Annotated in this window: 25 protein-coding genes and 1 tRNA gene; 9 read left to right on the forward strand and 17 right to left on the reverse strand. The window is 56.5% G+C overall.

Annotated elements, in window-relative coordinates:
• Positions 1 to 14: 14 nt before the first annotated feature.
• Both ybaL and CTZ24_RS05085 read right to left on the reverse strand, forming a co-directional pair.
• On the reverse strand, positions 15 to 1,703 hold the full coding sequence (gene ybaL, locus CTZ24_RS05080) for a YbaL family putative K(+) efflux transporter (RefSeq protein ID WP_021182299.1): 1,689 nt from the start codon (positions 1,701 to 1,703) through the stop codon (positions 15 to 17).
• Positions 1,704 to 1,923: 220 nt separating this feature from the next.
• Positions 1,924 to 3,126 carry an MFS transporter gene (locus tag CTZ24_RS05085; protein ID WP_208724975.1) on the reverse strand — a complete coding sequence of 401 codons (1,203 nt, stop codon included), beginning with the start codon at positions 3,124 to 3,126 and terminating at the stop codon, positions 1,924 to 1,926.
• Between the two features lie 162 nt (positions 3,127 to 3,288).
• On the opposite strand from CTZ24_RS05085, the gene ushA reads away from it, so the two are divergent.
• Entirely contained in the window at positions 3,289 to 5,043 is a 1,755-nt protein-coding gene (ushA, locus tag CTZ24_RS05090; protein WP_208724976.1) for a bifunctional UDP-sugar hydrolase/5'-nucleotidase UshA, read from the forward strand.
• 77 nt (positions 5,044 to 5,120) lie between these two features.
• Here the strand turns inward: ushA and CTZ24_RS05095 are convergent, their stop codons facing one another.
• On the reverse strand, positions 5,121 to 5,555 hold the full coding sequence (locus CTZ24_RS05095) for a multidrug/biocide efflux PACE transporter (RefSeq protein ID WP_208724977.1): 435 nt from the start codon (positions 5,553 to 5,555) through the stop codon (positions 5,121 to 5,123).
• A 90-nt stretch (positions 5,556 to 5,645) separates the two neighbouring features.
• On the opposite strand from CTZ24_RS05095, the gene CTZ24_RS05100 reads away from it, so the two are divergent.
• A complete protein-coding gene (locus CTZ24_RS05100; RefSeq protein WP_021182303.1) occupies positions 5,646 to 6,515 on the forward strand; it encodes a LysR family transcriptional regulator in 870 nt (289 codons plus the stop codon).
• Here the strand turns inward: CTZ24_RS05100 and ybaK are convergent.
• From ybaK to copA, 3 genes are all read right to left on the reverse strand, one after another.
• The gene (ybaK, locus tag CTZ24_RS05105) at positions 6,512 to 6,991 is read right to left on the reverse strand and encodes a Cys-tRNA(Pro)/Cys-tRNA(Cys) deacylase YbaK (protein ID WP_013508182.1); all 480 of its coding nucleotides are present in this window, start codon (positions 6,989 to 6,991) and stop codon (positions 6,512 to 6,514) included. The two genes, CTZ24_RS05100 and ybaK, sit on opposite strands and share 4 nt — an antisense overlap.
• A gap of 171 nt (positions 6,992 to 7,162) precedes the next feature.
• Positions 7,163 to 7,966 (reverse strand): TraB/GumN family protein, encoded by an 804-nt coding sequence (locus CTZ24_RS05110; protein WP_208724978.1) that lies wholly within the window; start codon positions 7,964 to 7,966, stop codon positions 7,163 to 7,165.
• A gap of 68 nt (positions 7,967 to 8,034) precedes the next feature.
• Positions 8,035 to 10,542 (reverse strand): copper-exporting P-type ATPase CopA, encoded by a 2,508-nt coding sequence (gene copA / locus CTZ24_RS05115; RefSeq protein ID WP_208724979.1) that lies wholly within the window; start codon positions 10,540 to 10,542, stop codon positions 8,035 to 8,037.
• A 96-nt stretch (positions 10,543 to 10,638) separates the two neighbouring features.
• On the opposite strand from copA, the gene cueR reads away from it, so the two are divergent.
• Positions 10,639 to 11,055: a Cu(I)-responsive transcriptional regulator gene (gene cueR, locus CTZ24_RS05120; protein WP_021182307.1), complete on the forward strand. Its 417-nt coding sequence runs from the start codon at positions 10,639 to 10,641 to the stop codon at positions 11,053 to 11,055.
• On the opposite strand, the gene CTZ24_RS05125 is transcribed toward cueR, so the two are convergent.
• The 5 genes from CTZ24_RS05125 to tesA form a co-directional block, all read right to left on the reverse strand.
• Complete coding sequence (locus tag CTZ24_RS05125) at positions 11,031 to 11,489, reverse strand: NfeD family protein (RefSeq protein ID WP_208725496.1); 459 nt, start codon at positions 11,487 to 11,489, stop codon at positions 11,031 to 11,033. The genes cueR and CTZ24_RS05125 overlap by 25 nt on opposite strands.
• Positions 11,489 to 12,403, reverse strand: a complete 915-nt coding sequence (locus CTZ24_RS05130; protein WP_208724980.1) for an SPFH domain-containing protein — start codon at positions 12,401 to 12,403, stop codon at positions 11,489 to 11,491. The genes CTZ24_RS05125 and CTZ24_RS05130 overlap by 1 nt, the downstream gene beginning before the upstream one ends.
• Before the next feature lie 65 nt (positions 12,404 to 12,468).
• Complete coding sequence (locus tag CTZ24_RS05135; RefSeq protein ID WP_021182309.1) at positions 12,469 to 13,323, reverse strand: thioredoxin family protein; 855 nt, start codon at positions 13,321 to 13,323, stop codon at positions 12,469 to 12,471.
• Positions 13,324 to 13,402: 79 nt separating this feature from the next.
• Positions 13,403 to 14,176, reverse strand: a complete 774-nt coding sequence (locus tag CTZ24_RS05140) for an SDR family oxidoreductase (protein WP_021182310.1) — start codon at positions 14,174 to 14,176, stop codon at positions 13,403 to 13,405.
• Between the two features lie 31 nt (positions 14,177 to 14,207).
• The gene (gene tesA / locus CTZ24_RS05145) at positions 14,208 to 14,834 is read right to left on the reverse strand and encodes a multifunctional acyl-CoA thioesterase I/protease I/lysophospholipase L1 (protein ID WP_200864645.1); all 627 of its coding nucleotides are present in this window, start codon (positions 14,832 to 14,834) and stop codon (positions 14,208 to 14,210) included.
• Here tesA and ybbA point away from each other — a divergent pair.
• Both ybbA and ybbP read left to right on the forward strand, forming a co-directional pair.
• A complete protein-coding gene (gene ybbA, locus CTZ24_RS05150; RefSeq protein WP_036624740.1) occupies positions 14,802 to 15,488 on the forward strand; it encodes a putative ABC transporter ATP-binding protein YbbA in 687 nt (228 codons plus the stop codon). The two genes, tesA and ybbA, sit on opposite strands and share 33 nt — an antisense overlap.
• Positions 15,485 to 17,902, forward strand: coding sequence for a putative ABC transporter permease subunit YbbP (gene ybbP / locus CTZ24_RS05155; RefSeq protein ID WP_208724981.1), 2,418 nt, complete (start codon positions 15,485 to 15,487; stop codon positions 17,900 to 17,902). The genes ybbA and ybbP overlap by 4 nt, the downstream gene beginning before the upstream one ends.
• Before the next feature lie 136 nt (positions 17,903 to 18,038).
• On the opposite strand, the gene purK is transcribed toward ybbP, so the two are convergent.
• The 4 genes from purK to ppiB form a co-directional block, all read right to left on the reverse strand.
• Complete coding sequence (gene purK, locus CTZ24_RS05160) at positions 18,039 to 19,103, reverse strand: 5-(carboxyamino)imidazole ribonucleotide synthase (RefSeq protein ID WP_021182317.1); 1,065 nt, start codon at positions 19,101 to 19,103, stop codon at positions 18,039 to 18,041.
• Positions 19,100 to 19,609 (reverse strand): 5-(carboxyamino)imidazole ribonucleotide mutase, encoded by a 510-nt coding sequence (gene purE, locus CTZ24_RS05165; RefSeq protein WP_013508194.1) that lies wholly within the window; start codon positions 19,607 to 19,609, stop codon positions 19,100 to 19,102. Before purE ends, purK begins: the two co-directional genes overlap by 4 nt.
• A gap of 131 nt (positions 19,610 to 19,740) precedes the next feature.
• Positions 19,741 to 20,457 (reverse strand): UDP-2,3-diacylglucosamine diphosphatase, encoded by a 717-nt coding sequence (lpxH, locus tag CTZ24_RS05170; RefSeq protein WP_208724982.1) that lies wholly within the window; start codon positions 20,455 to 20,457, stop codon positions 19,741 to 19,743.
• Complete coding sequence (gene ppiB / locus CTZ24_RS05175) at positions 20,457 to 20,951, reverse strand: peptidylprolyl isomerase B (RefSeq protein ID WP_021182319.1); 495 nt, start codon at positions 20,949 to 20,951, stop codon at positions 20,457 to 20,459. The genes lpxH and ppiB overlap by 1 nt, the downstream gene beginning before the upstream one ends.
• A gap of 220 nt (positions 20,952 to 21,171) precedes the next feature.
• Here ppiB and cysS point away from each other — a divergent pair, with 220 nt between their 5' ends.
• Positions 21,172 to 22,557, forward strand: a complete 1,386-nt coding sequence (cysS, locus tag CTZ24_RS05180; RefSeq protein ID WP_208724983.1) for a cysteine--tRNA ligase — start codon at positions 21,172 to 21,174, stop codon at positions 22,555 to 22,557.
• A gap of 111 nt (positions 22,558 to 22,668) precedes the next feature.
• On the opposite strand, the gene ybcJ is transcribed toward cysS, so the two are convergent.
• Both ybcJ and folD read right to left on the reverse strand, forming a co-directional pair.
• Positions 22,669 to 22,881 carry a ribosome-associated protein YbcJ gene (ybcJ, locus tag CTZ24_RS05185; RefSeq protein ID WP_013508198.1) on the reverse strand — a complete coding sequence of 71 codons (213 nt, stop codon included), beginning with the start codon at positions 22,879 to 22,881 and terminating at the stop codon, positions 22,669 to 22,671.
• Positions 22,881 to 23,747: a bifunctional methylenetetrahydrofolate dehydrogenase/methenyltetrahydrofolate cyclohydrolase FolD gene (folD, locus tag CTZ24_RS05190; RefSeq protein WP_021182321.1), complete on the reverse strand. Its 867-nt coding sequence runs from the start codon at positions 23,745 to 23,747 to the stop codon at positions 22,881 to 22,883. Before folD ends, ybcJ begins: the two co-directional genes overlap by 1 nt.
• 165 nt (positions 23,748 to 23,912) lie before the next feature.
• On the opposite strand from folD, the gene CTZ24_RS05195 reads away from it, so the two are divergent.
• The 3 genes from CTZ24_RS05195 (at position 23,913) to CTZ24_RS05205 (ending at position 25,935) form a co-directional block, all read left to right on the forward strand.
• Positions 23,913 to 24,413, forward strand: a complete 501-nt coding sequence (locus CTZ24_RS05195) for a DUF1198 family protein (RefSeq protein ID WP_208724984.1) — start codon at positions 23,913 to 23,915, stop codon at positions 24,411 to 24,413.
• 95 nt (positions 24,414 to 24,508) lie between these two features.
• A tRNA-Arg gene (locus CTZ24_RS05200) sits at positions 24,509 to 24,585 on the forward strand.
• 165 nt (positions 24,586 to 24,750) lie between these two features.
• Entirely contained in the window at positions 24,751 to 25,935 is a 1,185-nt protein-coding gene (locus CTZ24_RS05205; RefSeq protein WP_208724985.1) for a tyrosine-type recombinase/integrase, read from the forward strand.
• Positions 25,936 to 26,092: the final 157 nt, after the last annotated feature.

Genomic DNA, 26,092 nt, shown 5'->3' on the forward strand with positions numbered 1-26,092 from the left:
GCTACGGCGTTAAATCAAATCGGACATTCACGCACAATCGGCCTTTGCGCAATCTCTTCTTCCAGCATATGCAACATGCTGTTAGCGATCTCTCGTTCCCCCATCACCACGCGATTGGCACCACGTTCGAGGATGTATTCCACTTCGTCGTCATAATGGGCGCGGGCGATTATCTCGATGTTGTCGCGCTTCGCGCGCGCCGCCGTGACAACCTCACCGGCTTCATAACCATTGGGAATGGTCAGCAGTAGCCAGCGGGCGCAGTCGAGGCGCGCCAGCTCCATGATGTCGCTGCTGGCGGCATTGCCCAGCACCGCTTTGATGCCTTGCTCGCGCAGCGCTTCAACGCGTGGTCGCGAGTTTTCCACCACCACTAACGGCACATCCGCTTCCAGCAGCTTCTGTCCCAGCAGGCTACCGACGCGGCCATAGCCGACAATCACCGCATGGTCACAGATATCCACCGGAATTTGCTTCTCCTCCTCGATAGGATCGATCAGCGTCTGCTCTTCCATCGTCTCGGTTTTGTCGAGATAACGTTCCAACACAGTAAAGAGAATCGGGTTCAGCATAATCGACAGGATGGCTGCGGCCAGCACCAGATTACGCCCCTCCTGGCTCAGTAACCCCAGCGAAATGCCAAGACCGGCCAGAATGAAGGCAAACTCGCCAATCTGCGCCAGGCTAACGGAGATCGTCAGGGCTGTGCGGCGTGAGTGGCCCAGCAACGTGACCAGCAGCCAGGCAGCGACCGATTTGCCCACCACGATAATCACCAGCGCCCCCAGTACCGCCAACGGCTGGTTGACCAGAATCATCGGGTCGAACAACATGCCAACAGAAACGAAGAACAGCACGGCAAACGCATCACGTAGCGGCAGCGTGTCGTGTGCTGCTCGGTGGCTTAATTCAGATTCGTTCAGCACCATGCCTGCGAAGAAAGCGCCGAGGGCAAAGGAGACATCAAAGAATTCTACTGCACCAAACGCAATGCCCAGTGCCAGTGCCAGCACCGCCAGGGTGAACAGCTCGCGTGAACCGGTGGCAGCACTTTTCGCCAGAATCCAGGGGATCACGCGGCGGCCCACCACCATCATCAGCACCATAAAGGTGACCACTTTACCGATGGTCAGCAGCAGGTCCCACGCCAACAGGGTTGGGCTGGCGTTACCCTGTTCCAGCATGCCAGCGATGGCAGGCAGCAGCACCAGCGTCAGCACCATGACCAGGTCTTCGACAATCAGCCAGCCGATGGCAATTTGCCCGCGCTGGCTGTCAATCAGTTGACGCTCCTCCAGCGCGCGCAGTAACACCACGGTACTGGCGGTGGAGAGACACAAGCCAAACACCAGCCCGGTCATCATTGACCAGCCCAGCGCCCACGACAGCCCCATTCCCAGCAAGGTTGCCACGGCGATTTGCGCCACTGCACCGGGAATGGCGACCGACTTTACCGACATCAAATCTTTCAGCGAAAAGTGCAGCCCCACACCAAACATCAGCAGGATCACCCCTAGTTCAGCTAATTCAGGGGCCAGATTGGTATCGGCGACAAAACCAGGGGTAAAGGGACCGGCCAGCACACCGGCCAGCAAGTAACCGACCAGCGGCGAAATTCGCAGGCGATGTGCCAACATACCAAGGAGAAAGGCCAGGACCAGTGCCCCGACGATGGTGGTGATCAACGGTGTGGTGTGATGCATGCCTGTCTCCTTGTGTGCAAATGTATCCGCTTGTAACAACCTAGTTTACTGCACAATCGCTAACCGCGTTTAAACATTTGAGCGGGATAAACAGAAAAAAATGAAAAAATAAGAGAAAAATGCAACCGAAGTGTCATTTTCTTCAGTTATCTCACAATATCGGCAGGATTCATGCTGAATAAAGGGGGCAAGGAAAAATAATTACCCCCCCGAAACAGGCTCAGGCGTGACGGTTATCTGGCAGGAAAGCGGTCAAAAGGCCGATAAGTGGCAACCAGGCACAGATTTGATATACCCATTCGATGCTGGTGTGGTCTGCCACCACGCCCAGCACGGCGGCACCCAACCCACCCATACCGAAGGCAAAACCGAAAAATAGCCCGGAAACCATACCGATACGTCCCGGTAGCAACTCCTGCGCGTACACCAGAATGGCAGAAAACGCTGAGGCGAGAATCAGACCAATAATTACGCTCAGTACACTTGTCCACATTAATGACGCGTGCGGCAACAGCAGCGTAAAGGGGGCGACACCGAGAATCGAGCACCAGATCACATACTTACGACCAATTTTGTCGCCAATCGGCCCACCAATAATGGTCCCTGCCGCCACTGCGCCAAGAAATACAAACAGATGAAATTGCGACGCCTGCACCGAGAGGCCGAATTTCTGCATTAAATAGAAGGTGTAGTAGCTGCTCAGGCTGGTGAGATAGAAGTACTTGGAGAAAATCAGCAGCAGCAAAATGCTGATCGCCAGCACGACTTTTTTTCGCGGCAGTGGATTGGACAACACCGTGGCAGCTTTGGTTTTACTGGCGCGCTGCTGGTGGCTATACCAGCGGCTGACCTGCAACAACACGATGATCCCCAGCAACGCGGCCAGCACGAACCAGCCGAGATGGCCTTTGCCATAGGGTGCAACAATCATTGCGGCCAGCAGCGGGCCGAGTGCACTGCCGAAATTCCCGCCCACCTGGAACAGCGATTGCGCCAGGCCATGACGTCCACCGGATGCCATACGGGCGACACGGGAAGATTCGGGATGAAAAATTGATGAACCGCTACCCACCAGTGCCGCTGCCAGCAGTACCTGGAGATAGTCACTGGCGAAGGTCAGCAGCACCAGGCCACACAGGGTAAAACCCATGCCAACCGGTAACGACCAGGGTTTGGGATATTTGTCGGTGTAGTAGCCGACCACGGGTTGCAGCAGCGAGGCGGTCACCTGGAAGGTGAGGGTGATTAAACCGATTTGCACAAAGTTGAGGCTAAAATCTTTTTGCAACAGCGGGTAAATCGCCAGCAACAGCGACTGCAACATATCGTTCAGCAGATGCGCGAGGCTGATCGCCCCTAAAATGCCGAACGCCGTGCGCCCCGGTGCGCGTGCCGGGGATGAGAGAGTATGATCACTTGCCATAGAAATCCTGAGAGGGTCAATTTTCGTTATCAGATTGTTACTTCTCTCAAGACTCTATAAGCCTTTCATCTTGAGTTAAAGTGCGATCTGTGCGACACAGAAGGGCGATAAAGCACATAAAGTCCACTGGTTAGTGGAAAAACGCAGAATAAGGAGATCGGCTTGTTGTTAATTCCGCGCAAAAGCCATTGGCTGGCATTGATTATCCTGTTGCTGCCGGTACTGGCACAGGCATGGCAGCCCGACCGCAGCTACCGTCTTACTATCCTGCATACCAACGATCAGCATGGTCATTTCTGGCCCAACGCGCAGGGCGAGTATGGTCTGGCCGCGCAGAAAACCCTGATGGATACGCAACGTTATGATGCGCAATCAAAAGGAAGCGGTGTGCTGATCCTTTCCGGCGGTGACGTTAACACCGGTGTGCCGGAGTCGGATTTGCTTGATGCGGAACCCGATATTCGCGGCATGAACCTGGTGGGCTATGATGCGATGGCGCTGGGTAACCATGAATTTGATAAACCGCTCAGCGTGCTGCAAAAGCAGCAGAAATGGGCCAAATTTCCCTTTCTTTCCGCCAATATTTACGCAAAATCCAGCGGCCAACGGCTGTTCAAGCCTTGGGCGGTCTTTACCCGGATGGGGCTGAAAGTTGCCGTAATCGGCCTGAGCACGCCCGACACCCTGCGTATCGCCAATCCGGCCAATATGGCAACTATCGAGATTCGAGATCCGGTCACTGAAACCGAAAAAGCGGTGGCTGAGTTACGTGCCAGCGTCAAGCCGGACGTGATTATTCTTCTCACCCACATGGGCCATTACGACGACGGCCAGCATGGCAGCAATGCGCCGGGCGATGTCGAGCTGGCGCGCAGCTTGCCGCCTGGCACCGTGAACCTGATCGTCGGCGGCCATTCACACGATGCGGTGTGCATGGAGAAAGAGAACGTCAGCGTGAAAAATTATCAGCCAGGCCAGCCCTGCCAGCCGGACCGCCAGAATGGTGTGTGGATCGTACAAGCGAAAGAGTGGGGTAAATTCGTCGGGCGCGGTGATTTTACCTTCCGCAACGGTGAGCTGGCGCTGGATAGCTACCAACTGATCCCGGTCAATCTGAAGCATAAGATCAAGAATGCGGATGGCAGCGAGTCCTGGCTGACCTGGCAGCAGGAGATCCCACCGAATCCGGCGATGATGAAACTGCTGACCCCCTTCCAGAAACGCGCAGAAGCCAAACTGGATGTGCCGGTCGGCAGCAGCGACGGTGTCTTTGTTGGCGAGCGGGACAAGGTGCGTTTTGAGCAAACTAACCTCGGCCAGTTAATTCTGCGTGCGCAGATGGCCGCCACCAAAGCAGATTTTGCGGTGATGAGCGGTGGTGGGATTCGTACTTCACTGCCGCAAGGGGCGATCAGCTGGCGCGATGTGTTGCAGGTGCAGCCCTTCAGCAATCAGGTGGTGTCCGTCACCCTGACCGGTAATCAATTGCTGACGTATCTGGCAACCGTTGCCAATATTAAAACCGATGCCGGTGGCTTTGCGCAGTTTGCCAATATCAGCCTGGTGGCGGATGGTAGCGATGTCAGTGAGGTGAAGATCAACGGTGAGCCATTACAGAAGGATACAACCTATCGCATGGCGACCAACAGCTTCAACGCTACCGGCGGCGATGGTTATCCGCGCATTGATAACCTCGCAGGTTATACCAACACCGGGTTGCGCGATGCGGATGTGTTGCGCGGCTGGGTGAGCCAGCATTCACCGTTGAAAGTGAGTGACTACGCTCCGGGAGAGGGGATTGTGCACCTGACCGCGGAGCAGAAACAGCAACGGGATAGCGCGCCGGAGAAACCCAGGAAGCGCAGCTATCCGAAGACGGTGCTGGCATGGATACTGCCGCATGCGGTGGAAAACTAAAGCATCATTGCGCGATAAACGTGCCGCTACCTTACCGGGCTCGCATTTGTAGCGGCGCGAATTATCGCGCGGGTTTCTCACGCCTGGCACGCTTTGCGCGTGAGCCAGCGCTGACGCAGAATATCCCACAGCCAGTTATACGCGACGGTGTAGGGCAGGAAGAACAGGAAAAACGCCACTTCCACCATCAACGCCTGCAACAACGTGATACTGAGCATCCAGGCAGCAATCGGTAAACCAATCACAATAAAACCGCCCTCAAAACCCAGCGCGTGCAGTACGCGCAGGCCAGCGCCTCGCTGCACCCGATCCCGTGGGTACAGGCGATCAAATCCGGCGTTATAAATCATGTTCCACAGCATGGCGACGGTCGACAGCATGATCGCCAACAGCCCCATTTCAAACAGCGGCTTATCCATTACCCAGGCGGCTAACGGGGAAACAGTCAAAATCGCCAGAATTTCAAAGCCAGCAGCGTGGAAAAAACGTTCTTTCAAAGAACGGGTACGCATAAAAACCTCCTGATTCATTACAGGACGCATTTTCTCACTTGTCGAAATTAAGATAAAATGAACACCTATCGATAAAAGCGATGGATAACTATGAAATACTCCCCGGAATCCCTTGAGGCTTTTGTGCAGACCGTCGCCAGCGGGTCATTCTCTGCGGCGGCACGGGCGTTGGGCAAAAGTCAGTCCACCATCAGTAGCGCGGTGGCGAATCTCGAAGACGATTTAGGCTTTATGTTGTTTGATCGGCAGGGACGTCAGCCGGTATTAACCGAGCAGGGACAGCGAGCACTGGCGCAGGTGCAGCAGATCCTGGCGGCCAGCCAGCGGCTGGATGAGCTGGCGGTGCGGCTGTCGCAGGGTGTCGAGCCGCGCCTCAGTCTGGCGATCTCCGATTTCTGGCAGGCGGAATATCATGAAACGCTGCTGAAGCGTTTTGAAGCGCGCTATCCGGATATCGAATTTGAATGCATGATCGCCGAAGATGCCGACGTGCTGGACCTGCTACAGGCCGGACGCGTGCATCTTGGGGTGGTGCGCGCTCAGCCCTCATTACCGCCAGATATCGCGGTGGCACGCTTACAGGTGGAGGCGCAGATGGCGATTTATCTGCATCAGGACCAGGCGTTGGCCCAGCAGAAACAGGTTACCGAAGCGCAACTCGGGGCGTTGCGTCAGTTGCGGCTCAATACCTGGGTGGAGACGCGTGACCCGATGCCAGCGGGCCGGGTGTGGTCGGCACCGTCTTATCTGTTATTACTGGAGATGGCGGAGCAGGGATTTGGCTGGAGCGTGTTGCCGCGCTGGCTGGTGCAGCAGTTTGGTCATCAGGTGTTGAAGGAGTTGCCGGTGTCAGGCTGGCCGCAGCATATTGCGGTGGAAGCGGTCTGGTCGACGCGTAATCCACCGGGACCCGCCGGGCGCTGGATGATCGATCAACTTTGCGCCCAGCAGCCTGATTAATCGCGGCGCGCCACATCGGCCAGGGGGGCATCCAGCAAACGCGCCAGATCCTGTGCCGCCAGTTCGATATCCAGCCCGCGTTTACCGCCGGAGATAAAGATGGTGGCAAATTCCGCCGCTTGTTGATCAATCACCGTGGGCAGGCGTTTTTTCTGCCCCAGCGGGCTGATGCCGCCCACCAGATACCCGGTGACGCGCTGTGCCAGCAGCGGGTCAGCCATATCGGCTTTTTTCGCCCCCAGCGCTTTGGCGACTTTCTTCAAATCGAGCTGACTGGACACCGGCGTAACGGCTACTGCCAGGTGTTTCGCATCGCCATTCAGCGCCACCAGCAGCGTTTTGAATACCTGTCGAGCATCGAGATTCAGTTTTCGCACCGCTTCGTCGCCAAAGTTGGTTTCATGGCTGTCATGATCATACGGATGCAGAGTAAAGGTGACTTTTTGTTTTTCCAGCAGTTTTACAGCGGGCGTCATTTTTCGATCCTTGCTAAGGAAAATCTTATTTCAGAAACGGCGAATAGTACTGGCGAAATTCTGAACTTTGCGCGAGAATTGGCCCGCGCCAGCCAGCAATGGCTGTGTGATAACCAAAATCATAAACAAATTCCTCTTTGACGGGCCGATAGTAATATCGGCCTTCTTTTTTTAGCGCGCCTTTAACAGGCCCGGTAAATTATCATCCCCGTAAAGATGCAACGCCCCCACGGCCACCACATAACGTCCCGGCGGTAATGCCAGCAACAATTCGCGCCAGTGCTGATTGCGGTTGCGCATCAAGGTGTCATTCAATTCATTGCTGAAGGTGGTGGGTAACGCGACCGGCTGCTGCTTCGGCGGTGCATCCAGCCACCAGCTGATCATGGTTTGCAGCAAACGCGCGTTGGTGTGCCAGTGTTCCAGTGTATCCAGCAACAAGGGCAGGCCATTCTCCGGCAGCGACTTCAGCAGCGCGATTTGTGTATCCGGTCCTTCCAGCTCAATCACCGGTTTATGGGTCGCTTTGGCAGCCTGCAACAGTTGATAATCGATGCCATATTGTGGTCGCAACCCGAGGCGCTGTGCCTGCTGCGCTTGCAACATCAGGGCAATCTGCCACATCGGCAAGTTGTCAAACATCATTACCGACAGCATCAGCTCATCGCAGAGCGCGGTTAGCCTGGTCAGTGTCTCGCTGTCGAGGCGTTCTGCCAGCGGCGGCAGATTTTCTCCTTCGGCAAAGGGGGAACCGCCTTGGGTGATGTCCGCTTCAACGATCAGCGCGTCGGCTTTCGCCAGTTGGCGCAACAAACGTGCCGGCAACGGCTGCATATCGCGTGTACCCATATGAATGCTGCCGACCAGGTGTAACTGGCGATTGCCCAACTGAATATCCATCGCGGGCCAAGCGTAGCTGGCCGGAAAAAGTCGCGATGCCAGCTGTGTTACGCATTGCCACAGGCTGCGTCTCATTCCCTGTCCTTTTTAAGTCAAAAATCCATGCTAGCGATTTCATCGCGCGAAAAACAGGGCAGGGCTTGCTATTCGTGTACCGGTGGCTTAAACCGCAACAGACGATTAGCATTACTCACCACCGTGATGGAGGAGAGCGCCATCGCCGCTCCCGCCACAATCGGGCTAAGCAGCATGCCGGTAAACGGATAAAGCACACCTGCGGCAATTGGAATGCCAAAGCTGTTGTAAATAAATGCACCCAGCAGGTTCTGCCGCATATTACGCAGCGTGGCGCGGGAAATCGCCAGCGCATCCACCACGCAGTGCAGGTCATTACGCATCAGCGTCATGGCGGCGGTTTCAACCGCCACATCGCTACCGCCACCCATAGCAATACCAACATCTGCCTGGGCCAGCGCCGGAGCATCATTGATGCCATCACCGACCATCACCACTTTGCGCCCCTGTTGTTGCAACTGCTCGATGGCTTGTGCTTTGCCTTCTGGCAGCACCCCGGCGATCACGTCGTCGATACCGGCTTCAGCAGCGATTGCGCGTGCGGTTTTTTCATGGTCACCGGTCAGCATCACCAGCTGAAACCCCAACTGATGCAGGCGTTGCAGCGCCGCGCGGCTCTCCGGACGCAGGTTGTCACGTAGCGCGATCAACCCCAGCAGTTGCCTGTCATCGGCCAGCAGCACTGGCGTGGCACCCAGCGCCGCCAGACGTTCAATATCTTCACGGGCGGGTGTGCAATCCACTTGTTGGGCTTCCATCAACGCCAGGTTGCCGAGCAGCAATGTTCTGCCTGCCACTGTAGCGCTCACGCCCTTACCGCGTATTGTACGAAATTGCTCAACATCAACGGCAGGCAGATCCGGCACTGCCGCGATAATTGCGGTTGCCAGTGGATGGCTGGAACCCTGTTCCAGATGGGCGGCAGCGTGCAGTACCTGCTGACGATCCCAGTCGCTATACAACAACACATCGCTCACCTGCGGCGTGCCCTGGGTCAGGGTGCCGGTTTTATCAAATACCAGGGTGTCAACTTCACTGGCGCGCTGGAGTGCATCCGCATCACGCACCAGCACGCCAAGTTCTGCGGCACGTCCGACGCCAGCAATCACCGACATTGGCGTTGCCAGACCAAGAGCGCAAGGACAGGCGATAATCAGCACCGTAGTGACAATCACCAACGTATAAGCCAACTGCGGTTGCGGTCCGGCCAGATACCACACCAGGCCACTTAACAGCGCAATCGCCACCACCACCGGCACAAACACGGCGGAGATGCGGTCGGCGAGACGTCCGATATCGGGCTTACTGCTTTGCGCCTGACGGACCAGATTGATGATGCGTGCCAGCGTGGTATGGCTGCCGGTGGCGCGCGCGACAAAGCGCAACGTGCCATCCTGGAGCAGCGTACCAGCAAAGACTTTATCTCCGGCCTGTTTAGTTTGCGGCACCGCTTCGCCGGTCAGCATCGCTTCGTCGCACCAGCCTTCGCCGCTTTCCACTTCGCCATCAACCGGGATACGGTCGCCGGTGACCAGTTTAATCACCATACCAGGCTGCACATCGCTGAGCGGTATCAGGGTTTCACCCTGGTCGGTAATGACGCGAGCCTGCGCTGGGGTTAAGTCCAGCAAACGTTCCAGCGCCTGTGAGGCTCGCTGCCTTGCGCGTTGTTCCAGCGCATGACCGAGGTTGATCAGACCAATAATCATCACGCTGGCTTCAAAATAGAGATGCCGGGCCTGATGCGGGAAAAATTGTGGCCAGAGCGCGACGCTCATTGAGTAGAGCCAGGCGGCACCGGTTCCGAGCGCCACCAACGTATCCATAGTGGCGGTACCGTGGCGCAGGCTACGCCAGGCGCTGCGGTAGAAATGGCCACCGGCAATCACCATCACCAACAGGGTGATCACGCCCAGTGAGCGCCATAAGGCGATATTGCTGTCGCTGAGCATCATATTGTCGCCCAGCATGCCCCAGATCATCATGGGTATGCCGAGCAACAATGCCAGCGCGGATTGCCAGCCAAAGCGGCGCATCGCCTGGCGGGCGCTGACCTGCTGGCGTTCCCGGCGAGTTTGCTCATCTTCGATGATTTCTGCCGAATAGCCCGCCTGATCGACAGCGCCAATTAACGCCGCGGGTTGCGCATCACCCAATACCAACGCGCTGCGCTCACCCAGGTTAACGCGTGCCTGGCTGACGCCAGGTACCTTTTGCAATGCCTGCTCGACACGACTCACACAGCTGGCGCAGCTCATGCCGCCAATCAGCAGGTGGTGGACGGGCAGGGTGTCATCTGCCGGTTGCGATCGTTCCTCCGTTGTCAGCGCCTCCGGCTGCGGCTCTGATGCTGTCAACGGTTCAGACTTTGGGCTGTCTTTCAGTGCTGCGTGGTAACCCGCCTGTTCTACGGTCGCGATCAGATCGCTGGCGCTGGCAGCACCGGTGACACGCGCTTCCTGTTGGGTAACTTCAGCCTGTTCAACATCGCTGCGCTGTTCCAGCGCTTCTTTGACGCGTTTGACGCAGTGGCCGCAGGAGAGGCCGTCCAGCGCCAGCAACTGTGTGTGTGACATATTTAACTCCTTATGCGTTCAGGTTTGACTGCATGCAGACTTTGCATTAGTTATAAAGCCTAAACCTTCCATTCAGGGGAAGGTCAAGGGGATCACATGAACATTAGCGATGTTGCCAAAAAAACCGGGCTGACCAGCAAAGCGATTCGTTTCTATGAAGAGAAGGGTGTCGTCACGCCACCGCTGCGCAGTGAAAATGGTTATCGTAGTTACAATCCACACCATATTGATGAACTCAATCTGTTGCGTCAGGCGCGTCAGGTGGGGTTCACTCTCGACGAATGTCGCGAGCTGGTGACGTTGTTTAACGATCCTGCCCGCCACAGCGCCGACGTAAAAGCGCGCACTTTGCAGAAAGCGGATGAGATCGCGGCGCATATTGAAGAATTACACGCCATGCGGGCGCGCTTACTGGCGTTGGCGGAAGCCTGTCCTGGCGATGATGGCGCGGAGTGCCCCATCATCAACCACCTGGCGGGCTGCTGCCATCAGACAGCCGGAAAGCGAGGCTGAATCATCAGCGTAATGCCAACTACGCCAGTGACGATGACCTGGGTACCGGCGGGCAGATCGCTCTCTGCCTGCACGCGCCAACTGCTGTCGCCAATGCGCACATGGCCGGTGCCGTCTTTCAGGGCGTTTTCCAGCGTAAAGTGTTGGCCGATAAGTTGCGTACCACGTTGATTCAGGCTATTGGGTTGTTGCGAGGCTTCGCGATAACGCATCCAGCGATACCAGAAATAGACACACAGCAGGGTTAACACCGCAAACAACAGGCCCTGGCTGGTCCACGAAAAGGGAAAAAACCACTCGATCAGGCCAACCAGTACTGCTGCCAGCCCGCTCCACAGCAGATAGCCACTGGTGCCAAGCATTTCAGCCGCCAGCAGCAGGCCGCCCAGCGTCAGCCAGAACCAGTGCGGGTGGGCAATCAGCTCCATCAGGATCACGGTTTGCGCTCCCGGCCACTCTCTTTCAGCAGCTCGCTAACTCCGGCTATCGAGCCAAGCAGGCTGGTGGCATCCAGTGGCATCATCACCACTTTGCTGTTATTGGCCTGGCCAATTTTCTGCAACGCATCGGTATATTTTTGCGCCACGAAGTAGTTCACGGCCTGAATATCCCCGGCGGCGATGGCTTCAGATACCATGCGCGTTGCATTAGCCTCTGCCTGCGCCTCACGCTCTCGCGCTTCGGCATGCAGGAACGCGGCGGTTCGCTCCCCTTCAGCTTTCAGGATCTGCGACTGTTTTTCCCCCTCGGCGCGCAGAATCGCAGCCTGCCGCACCCCTTCCGCCGTCAGAATATCGGCGCGTTTGGTCCGTTCGGCTTTCATCTGCGCGTTCATGGCCGCAATCAACTCCTGCGGCGGACGCACATCTCGAATTTCGATACGGGTGATTTTTACACCCCAGGGATTGGTCGCTTCATCGACAATATGCAGCAGACGGGTATTGATGTTATCGCGCTGCGACAGCATTTCATCCAACTCCATGCCGCCTAATACGGTACGAATGTTGGTCATGGTGAGATTGAGAATTGCCAGCTCAAGGTTGCTGACTTCATACGCTGTGCGCGCTGCGTCGATCACCTGAAGGAAGCAGACGGCGTCGATGGTGACGTTGGCATTATCTTTTGAGATGACTTCCTGAGAGGGGATATCAAGGACGCGCTCCATCATGTTGACCTTGCGGCCAATGCGATCCATGAAGGGAACAACTAACGTCAGGCCAGGTTGCAGCGTGCGGGTATAGCGCCCAAAGCGCTCAACCGTCCACTGATAACCCTGTGGCACAATTTTTACTCCGGCCCAAACGGTCACCAACGCGAGTACGATGATGACTGGCATCACGGTCAACATAATAACCTCCAGGTTGTCACTGTTTCGGGCCGAGTCGCTTCGGCCCGATTACTACCCCGTACTGATTAGTACAGCAGCGAATAAAGCTGGCGACGATAACGTGCAGCCAGGGCATCACCGGTGCCGAGTGCGGCCAGAATTTCCTGCAACATTTTACGCACCTGGCCGTCACCGGCGTTGAGGTCGCTTTTCAGGAAACCAAATAGCAATTCAAGGGCTTCTTCATTACGACCAACCTGATGCAGCTGTAACGACAGTTTAGCAGCCAGCTCGGCGTTCGCGGGCTCATTCGCCAGTTGCTCCTGCAACAGTTGAATTTCCGGCGTGTCGGCGGCTTTTTTCAGCAGCTCGATTTGCGCTACCAGGCTTTGATAACGGGTGTCCTGATCCTGCAACGGCACCGCATTTAACACCGCTTCCGCTTCATCGCTGCGATTCAGGGTGATCAGAACTTCCGCCAGCAGGAAGCCAATTTCGCTGGCCTGATTACTCAGCTGCCAGGCATCTTTCAACAGCGGCAGAGCCTCCAGCGGTTTGCCTTCTTCCATCAGGGCTATCGCCTGCTGGGCTTTCAGTTCTTCTTCACGCGGCAGCACTTTTTGCAGTAGGGCGCGAATCGCCTCCTCTGGCTGCGGCCCCTGGAAGCCATCGACCGGTTGACCATTCTGGAACAGGTACACCGTCGGGATGGAGCGCAGACCAAATTGAGAAGCCACCATCTGCTCTTTATCGCAATCCAGTTTTGCCAGAATAAACTGACCAGCGTACTCCTGGGCCAGGTGCTCCAGCACCGGCGTCAGTTGCTGGCAGTGCTGGCTGCGATCGGACCAGAAATAAAACAGCACCGGCAGCTGCATGGATTGTTCCAGCGTCTGATGCAGATTGGATTCGTTGATGTCGATAATCAAAGCGTGTGACATGAATACGTCTCTTTGCTGAAAGTGTGTTGAGAATATGGGGGCAAGCTGCCCGGCTTCAAGTTCTAATCAGGCTTGCAGCCTATTTGCTGCGCAAAATGCGATCCAGCATCCAGCCTGGCAGTACTCTTTTTAACAGGCTCATGGTCCAACTCACCAGCGTCACCGGATAACGCAGGCGCGGATGCGCGCTTTCCAGAGCGTGACGCAGCTTTGGCAGGATCGCCTCAGGCGGCAGGGAAAAATGCGCGGCGATGCCGGGATTACGCACCGGTTTGTCGCTTTCCCCCTGATGGACGTTTTCCGTAAAACGGGTATGGATCGGCCCTGGCTCAATCAGGCTGACGCGCACGCCTGTGGTGCGTAATTCCATGCGCAGCGCATCGCTCCAGGCTTCGAGCGCATATTTACTGGCAGCGTAAGCGCCGCGTCCGGGGGTGGAGATCACCCCCAGCACCGAGCTGGTATTAATGATACGTCCACTGCCGCTGGCTTGCAGGGCGGGCAACAGGCGCATGGTCAGTTGATGCGTCCCAAAGAAGTTAGTGGAGAATTGTTGCTCCAGTTGCTGGCGTGACAGGCTGGCGAGCGGTCCATAAATGCCAAAACCGGCGTTGTTGAACAGCCCGTGAAGACGATTTTCTGTCAGCGCAATGACCTGATCCGCTGCGGCATCGACACTGGCCGGATCGTCCAGATCGAGCGTAATGCCGATAAAACCAAGCGCATGCATGCGCGCAACGTCTTCCGCCCGACGGCAGGCGGCAATCACGCGATAACCGCGCATCAGCAGGTCATTGGCGGCCACCAGGCCGATACCGCTGGAGCAGCCGGTGATAAGAATGGTTTTTTGCATAACTTTACCTGTTAAAAATCACGCGCCTGCGTTAATCATGCTTTACTAGCGGAGCCAGTTCCTTCGCCATCACCCCTGCGATAAAGGGCTGTGCATCCGGATTCGGGTGAATACCATCCTGCTGCATCCACTCCGGTTTCAGGTACACCTGCTCCATAAAGAAGGGCACCAGAGGAATGTTGTACTGCTGTGCCAGCTGCGGATAAATCGCGCTAAACGCCTGCGTATAACGACGCCCATAATTTGCCGGTATGCGAATTTGCATCAGCAGCGGCTGCGCTTTTGCCGCCTTTACATCGTCGATAATTTTGCTCAGATCCTGGGCGATATTTTGCGGTGGGAAGCCACGCAAGCCATCGTTACCGCCCAATTCGATTAACACCCAGCGCGGTTGATGCTGTTTTAATAGCGCCGGTAAACGCGCCAGCCCCTGACCGGCGGTATCGCCACTGATGCTGGCGTTGATAATTCTGGGCTGCTGCTGCCACTCTTTGTCGAGCAAACTCGGCCATGCGACGTTCGCGGACATGCGATAACCGGCACTCAGGCTGTCGCCCAGCACCAGCAGAGTATCGGCCGCAGCAAGACGTGACACCAGCAGAAGTAATAACAACAGGAAGGAATAATGCCAGCGGAAAACATTGTTGAAGTTCATCATCTTACTAAGTCCGTCGGTCAGGGAGAGCATCAGCTGACCATCCTTACCGGAGTTGAGCTGGTTGTCAAACCCGCCCAGACCATTGCGCTGATTGGCGAGTCCGGTTCGGGTAAATCTACTCTGCTGGGCATCCTTGCCGGGCTGGACGATGGCAGCAGCGGTGAAGTGCATCTGCTCGGCGAGCCGTTACATAGCATGGACGAGGAGCAGCGTGCGGCGTTGCGCGCGCGGGAAGTCGGTTTTGTCTTTCAATCTTTTATGCTGGTGCCGACGTTGAATGCGCTGGAAAACGTCCAGCTCCCCGCGCTATTGCGTGGCGTCAGCGACCGCGAAAGCCGCGATCAGGCGGTCGAGTTGCTGACGCAGCTCGGTTTGAAAGCGCGGTTGCATCATCTTCCCGCCCAGCTTTCCGGTGGCGAGCAGCAGCGGGTGGCGCTCGCCCGCGCCTTTAATGGTCGTCCTGGCTTGTTGTTTGCTGATGAACCGACTGGCAACCTCGATCGTCAGACCGGCGATCGCATCGCCGATCTGCTGTTCTCCCTCAACCGTGATTTTGCCACCACCCTGATCCTGGTTACCCATGATGAGCAGCTGGCGGCGCGTTGCGATCGTCGTCTGCGGTTGCGTGATGGCAAATTGTGGGAGGAGTCATGATCTGGCGTTGGTTCTGGCGTGAGTGGCGTTCGCCCTCCTTGTTGATCGTTTGGCTGGCGTTGACCCTGGCGGTGGCCTGCGTGCTGGCACTGGGGTCGATCAGCGATCGGATGGAAAAAGGGTTAAGCCAGCAAAGTCGTGATTTTATGGCCGGGGATCGTACTTTGCGCAGTAGCGCGCCGGTGCCGGAAGCCTGGCTGGCTCAGGCGCGGCACGAGGGACTTTCAGTCAGCCCTCAACTGAGTTTTATGACCATGACCTTTGCGCAGGAAACGCCACAGCTGGCGGATGTGAAGGCAGTGGATGACGCGTATCCGATGTTTGGCACCCTGCAAACCGATCCGCCCGGCTTGCGTCCTCGTGCAGGGACGGTGCTGGCAGCCCCCCGATTGTTGGCGCTGTTGAACCTGAAAACCGGCGATCAGATTGACGTGGGCGATACCACGCTGCGTATCGCAGGCGAAGTTATTCAGGAACCTGACGCGGGTTTTAACCCTTTTCAGACCGCACCGCGTTTGCTGATGAACCTGGCGGATGTGGAGAAAACCGGCGCGATCCAGCCCGGCAGCCGGCTGAGCTGGCGCTACAAGTTCTCAGGTGATCCTGCTCCGCTGGCGCGCTACGATAACTGGATCCAGCCGCAGCTCAAGGCGGATCAACGCTGGATTAGCGTGGAAAACTCAGAAGATGCACTGGGGCGATCGATGCAGCGCGCGCAGCAATTTTTGTTGCTCTCCGCCTTGCTGACTTTGCTGCTGGCGATTGCGGCGGTGGCGGTGGCGATGAGCCACTATTGCCGCAGCCGCTATGATCTGGTGGCGGTGCTGAAGACCCTCGGTGCGACGCGTAAGGTGCTGCAACGTTTGATCATCGGTCAGTGGCTGGCGGTATTGCTGATGGCGGCGGTGGCGGGTAGCGTGCTGGGACAGGGCATTGAAATCATCCTGCTGGCGATGTTGAAACCGGTGCTGCCTGCGGCACTTCCGGCGGCCAGTTTCTGGCCGTGGTTGTGGTCGTTGGGGGCGATGTTCGTGATCTCGCTGCTGGTGGGGATACGTCCTTACCGGTTATTGCTGGCAACCCAGCCATTACGTGTGCTGCGTCGGGATGCGGTGGCGAATGTCTGGCCGTTGCGCGTCTATCTGCCAGTGATGGCGTTGGTGGTGATTGGCCTGCTGGCGTTGTTGATGGGCGGCAGCAAGATGTTGTGGGCGTTGCTGGCGGGTGTGGTGTTGCTGGCGTTGTTGCTGGCGTTACTGGGCTGGGGCACTTTGCTGCTGTTGCGACGTCTGGTGGTGCGTAACCTGGCGCTGCGACTGGCCATCAACCGGCTGTTGCGACAGCAGGCAATGACCCTCAGCCAACTGGCGGCGTTTTCACTCTCCTTTATGTTGCTGGCGTTACTGCTGGTAATGCGCGGCGATCTGCTTGATCGCTGGCAGCAACAGTTGCCACCGGATAGTCCCAACTATTTTCTGCTGAATATGACGCATGAACATGTGCCACAGGTACGTGATTTCCTGCAATCGCATCAGATCAAAGCGGAGACTTTCTACCCGATTATCCGCGCCCGACTGACGCAGCTCAACGGTAAGGATGCCGATCCGAATATGGATAACGCCTTGAATCGTGAGCTGAATCTGACATGGCAGGCGGAGCGTCCGGACCACAATCCGCTGGTAGCGGGGAGTTGGCCGCCGCGTGTCGGGGAAGTGTCGGTGGAGACTGAGCTGGCGGATCGTCTGGGGGTGAAGCTGGGTGACACCTTAACTTTCAGCGGCGATACCCAGCAGTTCAGCGCCAAAATTACCAGCCTGCGTAAAGTGGATTGGGAGAGTTTGCGGCCCAACTTCTTCTTTATCTTTCCGCCGGGGGCGCTGGATGACCAGCCGCAAACCTGGCTCACCAGTTTCCGTATGGCGAATAACCCTGCCTTGCTGGCGCAGCTCAACCGGGCATTCCCCACCCTGAGTTTGCTGGATATCGGCAGCATGATGCGCCAAATCGGCCAGGTGCTGGCGCAGGTGAGTCAGGCGCTGGAGATTATGGTGGTGTTGGTGACGATCTGTGGCGTGCTGCTGCTGCTGGCGCAGATTCAGGTCGGGATGCGTCAACGACGTCAGGAGCTGGTGGTTTATCGCACGCTGGGTGCCAGCAAACGACTGCTGCGCGGCACCCTGTGGTGTGAGTTTGCCTTGCTCGGCGTGGTATCCGGGGTTGCGGCAGCACTGGGCGCGGAGGCGGCATTGTGGGGGTTGCAGCGCAAAATCTTCGATTTTCCCTGGGAACCGGACTGGAGCCTGTGGCTGGCGCTGCCGATCACCGGGGCGATTTTGCTGTCGTTGTGCGGCGGCTGGCTGGGGGTGCGTTTGCTGAAAGGGAAGGCGTTGTTCAGGCGGTTTGAGGCGGCGTGATCGCCTGGTCGACATGCCTCCTGGTGTAGCGGCGCGATTTATCGCGCGCCTTTGACCTTGACGCAACAGTCAAAATTCGCGCAATAAATTGCGCCGCCACGGAAGGGTAAGGTCGCCATTGCTGGCGACCTTATAATTACAGCTTCTCTACGGCCCAGGCGATACCGCTGGCATACTCCGCCGGCAGCAATGGCACCAGCGCATTTAATGCCGCGGCCAGACGACCCTGGTCGCTGTCGGTCAGATTGAGGTGGCCGACTTTACGTCCCGGACGCACTTCTTTCTCGTACCAATGCAGATGTACCAACGGCTGATGCAGCCACGCCAGATTCACATCCGTACCAATCAGGTTGACCATTACCGAAGGTGCATACACCACCGGCTGCGGCAGCGGTAAACCCAGCACTGCGCGCAGATGCAGCTCGAACTGGCTGATGGAAGCACCATTCTGCGTCCAGTGTCCGCTGTTGTGGACACGCGGTGCCAGTTCGTTGATCAGCAAGCCCTGCGGCGTAACGAAGCACTCCATCGCCATCACACCGACGTAATTCAGCTCATGCATGATCGCGCTGAGCATCGCTTCGGCCTGTTGCTGCTGCGCCGCATCGGCTTGTGGGAACGCGACGCTGGTGCGCAGGATCCCTTCCTGATGCAGGTTATGGGTCAGCGGATAGAAAACGGTGCTGCCATCCTGACCACGCGCGCCAACCAGCGACACTTCACCGCTGAAGTTGATGCCCTGTTCAACGATGCATTCACCGTAGCATTCATCCGGCAGGGTGTCGGTTTCATTGGCGCGCAGACGCCACTGACCGCGTCCGTCGTAGCCGCCGGTGCGGCGTTTGACGATAGCCAGTTCGCCAAGCGAGCTGAACACCTGCGGCCATTCGCTTTTATCCGCCAGCAGTTGCCACGGTGCGGTGGCGAGGTTCAGTTGATCGAGCAACTGTTTTTGCGTCAGGCGATCGGCCAGACGCGGGAAAATATCGCGGTTCACAAAGGCCGGATGGCTTGCCAGTTCACGCGTCAGCGCGGTTTCAGGCCAGCGTTCAATTTCCGCCGTGATCACGCTTTGTGCGATCGGCAGCGCAGAAGGTTCTGCATCCAGCCCGACCGGATAAACGGCAATGCCCAGCGGTTCACCCGCCTGGCGCAGCATACGGCCTAACTGACCATTTCCCAGTACGCAAACCGGCTTCATGCATCCCCCCGCGGATCCGGGTTGTTCAGCACTTCGTCAGTCTGGGTCTGACGCCAGTTGGCGAGGCGAGTTGCCAGCGCGCTGTCGTGAATTGCCAGAATCTGCGCGGCCAGCAGAGCAGCATTGGCGGCACCGGCTTTACCGATTGCCAGTGTACCTACCGGAATACCACGCGGCATCTGCACAATCGAGTAGAGGCTGTCGACACCGCTTAAGGCGGCGCTTTGTACCGGGACACCCAGCACCGGCACCAGGGTTTTGGCGGCCAGCATGCCCGGCAGATGGGCTGCACCGCCAGCACCGGCGATAATCACCTGGAAACCATTTTGCGCGGCGTTTTCGGCGAAGCTGAACAGTTTGTCCGGCGTACGGTGAGCAGAAACCACTTCCACATGGAAGGGGACATCCAGGCTGTTAAGAATTTCCTCGGCGAACTGCATGGTAGCCCAGTCACTTTTGGAACCCATGACGATGGCGATACGAGCCGGGGCGGCGTTGGATGACATGCGGTCAACTCCTGTGAATATACAAACGAACCTGGCCGGGCGGGCAGGTGAAGAAGGGCACAGAGAATAGCATGAGATGGCAGTAAGGAAAACGGTTGCGTGGCCGGAAAACGGGCAAGATTGCCCGTTAATCAGAACGGAAATTCGCTAAGCCTGACGCCATCGGCGTCGACCTGAATCATCGAACCCTGTTGATGCCAGGCACCCAACACTACGCGCTGGGCATTTTCACCCTGTAAAACAAAATCATGGATCGCCGGGCGATGGGTGTGGCCGTGGATCAGTAGCCGCACCTGTTGGCGGGCCATGGCATCCATCACCGCCTGCTGGTTCACATCCATGATGCTCAGGGATTTGTGTTGATTGGCTTGTTTGCTGTTGGCGCGCATTTTGGCAGCGATACGCATCCGCAAGCTGAGCGGTAAGGCCAGAAACAGCTTTTGCAGCCAGCGCTGGTGCACTTTAGCGCGAAAGCGTTGATAGCCTTCATCGTCGGTGCACAGGGTGTCGCCATGCATAATCAGCAGACGTTTACCGTACAGGGTTAACACCTGTTCCTCTGGCAACAATGTCATGCCGCTGGCACGCGCAAAACGCTGACCGAGCAGAAAATCGCGATTACCGTGGATAAAGAATGTCGGCACCGGCAGGGCCTTGAGCGCATCGGCGATTTGCTGATGCAAAGGGTTGGGATCGTCATCGCCAATCCAGGCTTCGAACAGATCGCCAAGGATGTAAAGCGCATCGCATTGATGCGCTTCCCGCTGCAAAAAATGCAGAAAACCGGCAGTGATTGCCGGTTCTTCTTCACACAGATGAAGATCTGCGATAAACAGCGTGCGCGACATTACTCGCTAACGGTCACTTTCTGGATGACTACGTCATCTTTCGGCACGTCCTGGTGCATGCCGCTGCGGCCGGTGGCTACCGCTTTGATTTTGTCGACCACGTCCATGCCTTCAACCACTTCTGCGAACACGCAGTAACCCCAGCCTTGCAGGCTTTCGTCGCGGAAGTTCAGGAAGTCGTTGTCTGCCACGTTAATGAAGAACTGAGCCGTCGCCGAGTGCGGAGCCTGAGTACGCGCCATCGCCAGGGTGCCACGGGTGTTTTTCAGGCCGTTGTTGGCTTCGTTGCGGATATCTTCTTTAGTTGCTTTCTGCTTCATGCCCGGCTCAAAGCCGCCGCCCTGAATCATAAAGCCGTTGATCACACGGTGGAAAATGGTGTTGTCGTAGAAACCTTCACGACAGTAATCCAGGAAGTTCTTTACGGTTGCCGGCGCTTTGTCATCGAAGGTTTTAATCACGATATCGCCGTGGTTCGTCTGGAAGGTGACCATCATTCTCGTCCTGTAAAGGTTGTCGTCGGTGTCGATTGCCGCGCCTGCCTCAGAGCAGCGGGCATTTTTGTAGACGCATCTTATATCACAAATTGTGATGACGCGTCAGCAAGGCAGCGACAGTTGCTATGCTGGCGTCGCGCTGAAGTAAAAAATACGGCACAATACGCAGCTAGCCTGGAAAGGCCTTTCCCGCACACGTTAAATACGGAACCGTTCAATGCTAAAGATTTATAACACCCTGACGCGACAGAAAGAGGAATTCAAACCCATTCATGCTGGCGAAATCGGCATGTACGTGTGCGGCATCACGGTGTACGACCTCTGTCATATTGGCCACGGACGTACTTTTGTGGCGTTTGACGTGGTAGCGCGTTACCTGCGCTATGTCGGTTATAAGCTGAAGTATGTGCGTAACATCACCGATATCGACGACAAAATCATCAAACGTGCCAACGAGAATGGCGAAAGCATCGAAACCCTGACCAATCGTATGATTGGTGAAATGCATAAAGATTTTGCTGCGCTGGGCATCCTGCCGCCCGATCTGGAGCCGCGTGCGACGCGTCATATCGACGAGATCATCGAGCTGGTTGGCCGCCTGATCGAACGTGGGCATGCCTACGTAGCCGACAATGGCGATGTGATGTTTGATGTACTGAGCGATAAAGATTACGGCGTGCTGTCGCGTCAGGATCTGGAACAACTCCAGGCCGGTGCGCGCGTTGAAGTAGCCGAAGTGAAGCGCAACCCGATGGATTTCGTGCTGTGGAAGATGTCCAAAGCCGACGAACCCGCGTGGAACTCACCGTGGGGCAACGGGCGTCCGGGTTGGCATATCGAATGTTCGGCGATGAACTGCAAACAACTCGGCACCCATTTTGATATCCACGGTGGCGGTTCGGACCTGATGTTCCCGCATCACGAAAACGAGGTGGCGCAATCCACCTGTGCGCACGATGGCCCGTATGTTAACTACTGGATGCACTCCGGCATGGTGATGGTTGATCGCGAGAAGATGTCAAAATCCCTCGGCAACTTCTTTACCGTGCGCGATGTGCTGCAACATTACGATGCCGAAACCGTGCGTTACTTCCTGATGTCCGGCCACTATCGCAGCCAGCTCAACTATGGCGAAGATAACCTTAACCAGGCACGCGCGGCGCTGGAGCGTCTCTACACCGCATTGCGTCATACCGATGTCAGCGCAGTGGCTGCCGGTGGCGAAGAGTTCGACGCGCGTTTTCGTAGCGCGATGGAAGATGACTTCAACACGCCGGAAGCCTATTCGGTGCTGTTCGATATGGCGCGCGAAGTGAACCGCCTGAAAGCGGAAGACAAAACCGCGGCGAATGCGCTGGCGGCAAAACTGCGTCAGCTGGCGGATGTGCTGGGTATTCTGCAACAGGACCCGGAGCAGTTCCTGCAAAGCGGTGCGCAAGCCAACGACGATGAAGTGGCTGAAATCGAAGCGTTGATTAAGATGCGTAACGATGCGCGTAAAGCGAAAGACTGGGCGCAAGCTGATGTGGCGCGCGATAAATTGAATGCGCTGGGCATCGTGCTGGAAGATGGCCCGCAGGGCACAACCTGGCGTCGTAAGTAACGAAAAAAGGGCGAACTTTGATGTTCGCCCTTTTTATTTCAGCTTAGTAGCGGCGCGATTTATCGCGCTTTTTAGAAGCAACAGGCGCGATAAATCGCGCCGCTACGTTTTTTAAGCCACCACGGTAATGCGTTGGCCGGCAAATTCTACCGTCTGACCGGCAAGGATTTTGCAGCGCTTACGGGTTTCGATCGCGCCATCAACGCGCACTTCGCCTTCGTCGATCACCGCTTTGGCCTGTGCGCCGCTCTCCACCCAGCCTTCGAGTTTCAGCAAATCGCAAAGATCAACATGTGGGTGTTTACCCAGAGAAAACGTCGCCATTATGCGTTCTCCTCATCGTGGTACTCTTCGCACGCTTGCAGGGTGTTCTGAATCAGGGTGGCGACCGTCATCGGGCCAACGCCGCCCGGCACAGGGGTGATGTAGGAAGCGCGTTCTGAGGCTGCTTCGAAATCCACATCGCCAACCACTTTGCCGCTTTCCAGACGGTTGATACCGACATCAATCACAATCGCGCCCGGCTTGATCCAGTCGCCCGGAATAAAGTTCGGTTTACCTACTGCCACGATCAACAGATCGGCATGTTCGATATGGTGACGCAGATCTTTGGTGAAACGGTGGGTCACGGTGGTGGTGCAACCGGCCAGCAGCAGCTCCATGCTCATCGGACGGCCAACGATGTTGGATGCGCCAACCACCACAGCATTCAGGCCGTAGGTATCGATGTTGTAGCGCTCCAGCAGGGTGACAATACCGCGCGGGGTGCAGGGACGCAGCTTCGGCGCGCGTTGGCACAGACGGCCCACGTTGTAAGGATGGAAACCGTCGACGTCTTTGTCCGGCACGATGCGTTCCAGTACCTTGACGTTATCGATGCCTGCCGGGAGCGGTAGCTGCACCAGAATGCCATCGATTTCGTGATCGTTGTTCAGCGCATCGATCAAATCCAGCAGCTCGGCTTCGCTGGTGGTTGCTGGCAGATCGTAAGAACGGGAAACGAATCCCACTTCTTCACAGGCGCGGCGTTTGCTGGCGACATAGATCTGCGAAGCGGGGTTTTCCCCCACCAGAACGACTGCCAGGCCAGGCGCACGTTTTCCAGCCGCCAGACGCTGCTGTACTTTTTCCGCAACCTCAAGGCGCACCTGCTGCGCAATCGTTTTACCGTCAATAATTTTTGCTGCCATCAGAGAGGAAATCCACTGTGTAATGTTGAATCGGGGAAAGGCGCCTATTCTGTCAGAAGCGCGTCGCGCTGTCAGGCACAGATTGATCCTGAGGCGCGCTTTTGTCACTTCAGATTGCCCGCGTTAACCCGTATGATGCCCGGCAATGAATTTAGTGGAATGTTTATGATCTGGCTAATCCTTGCGACTTTAGTGGTGGTTTTTGTGGTGGGCTTCCGCCTGCTGACGGCCGGTTCTCGCCATGCGGCTCAGTCCCTGAGCAAACGACTGCAACTGCCACCGGTCCATGTGGAATCGATGCTATCGTTGATGGGGAAAGAGGCGGCAAAGGAGTTCACTGACTACATCACCGGCGACAATGAAAACCATTTGCAGAACGCGGCGGCAGTGCTGCTGATTTGGCAGGTGTGCATTGTTGATGGTGAGGAAGAGAACATGCGGCGCTGGCATCAGATTCTCAGCCGCGCGCATTTTTCACCGGTGATCACCCAACAACAGCTGTTGCTGGCGATGGGTTTTCTGCGCGAACTGGAGCCGGACCGTGAAGAGATGAACCTGATGCGTGAGCGGTTTAACGGGGCGTTTTTACCGGGCGTGGAGCTGGAAGGCAAGGCGGATGAGGAGAGTAATCTGGTGTCGCTGAGCGATTATCGTAAGCGTCATTGACAGGGATTGGTTAGAACATCAGCACTCTGCACTTGGCAGGTGCAAAAACGTTGACGCGACTGCGTGCCAACGTATAATTCGACGCAACCGCATATGCGCCCTTAGCTCAGCTGGATAGAGCACCGGCCTTCTAAGCCGTAGGTCACAGGTTCGAATCCTGTAGGGCGTGCCATCTCCTCTTCTTCCGATATCCTTTTTAGTCTGCGAATTCCCTCTAACTCCTTGCCAATGCTGCATTCCGGGTCTTTTGATTTCTATTCAGTTCCGCTAAAAACTTTACTTTTATGGGGGCATCATTGGGGGCACTGGCCTGTTCAATGGAGTGAGATGCCCCCAAATGAAGCTCAACGTCCGTCAAATCGAGACTGCCAAGCCGAAAGACAAAGCCTATAAACTGGCTGACGGCGGCGGTCTGTACCTCGAAATCTTCCCCACTGGTGGTAAAAGCTGGCGGCTGAAATACCGCTTTGCAGGAAAAGAAAAGCGCGTGGTGTTTGGCCTGTATCCTGCTGTGACGCTTGCGCAGGCGAGGGGCAAGCGTGAAGACGCGAAAAGGATACTGGCTGCCGGTGGTGATCCCGGCGCAGCCAAGCAGGAGGCGAAGCAGGCCAAAATCCTCGCGGTGAACAACAACTTTGAAGCGATGGCGCGCGATTGGCATGAAACAAAGCGGGCTAACTGGTCGCAAGGCTATGCTGACGACATTCTGGAATACCTGCGCAAAGATATTTTTCCCCATATCGGCAAAATGCCGGTCACTGAAATCACACCCATGTTGATGCTGGCGGTGCTGCGCAAAATGGAACAACGCGGCGTGCTGGATAAGCTGAAGAAAACCCGCCAGGCGTGTCGGCAGATTTTCACCCACGCCATCGTAACGGGCAGGGCGCAGATTAACCCCGTGACTGATCTGGCGGCGGTGCTGAAACCCCCGAAGCAAAAGCATTTCCCTTATCTGCTGAATAACGAGTTAGGCGCGTTTATGCGCGCGTTGTGTGGTTATAGCGGCAGTAAGATGACTCAGTACGCTACACGCTTGCTGATGCTGACAGGGACGCGAACGATTGAATTACGCGCTGCGGAGTGGCGTGAGTTTGATTTAAGTAAAGGACTCTGGGAGATCCCCGAAGTACGTATGAAGAAGCGCCGTAAGCATTCGGTGCCGCTGTCTCGGCAGGCTGTTGAGTTGCTGGAGGAGATACAGCAGCTCACCGGGCGTGGGAAGTATGTGTTTCCGGGCAGGAGCAACGCCGGAAAGCCGATGAGTGAAGCCACGATTAATCAGGTGATCAAACGGGTTGGGTACGATGGGAAGGCTACTGGGCATGGGTTTAGGCATACCATGAGCACGGTTTTGCATGAGCAGGGGTATAACTCGGCGTGGATTGAAGTGCAGCTCGCGCATGTGGACAGGAATTCAATTCGCGGGACGTACAACCATGCGCAGTACATGGATGGAAGGAGGGAGATGTTGCAGTGGTATGCGGATTATTTGGATGGGTTGAGGGATGGGGGCAACTAAAATGAATCGGGTTATGGCTGGGGTAAAATACTTATTTTTCTGATGATTTTATGCATGTGAAGGCTGAGGGGAAAGAGTGGTTGCTGATTCCGCTGGAGAACTCTCCTATTCTGTCGCGGGGGACACCTAAGCCGAGAGATAACTGGCAGATGTCCGG

This window comes from Pantoea phytobeneficialis (assembly GCF_009728735.1).
Taxonomy (GTDB): domain Bacteria; phylum Pseudomonadota; class Gammaproteobacteria; order Enterobacterales; family Enterobacteriaceae; genus Pantoea; species Pantoea phytobeneficialis.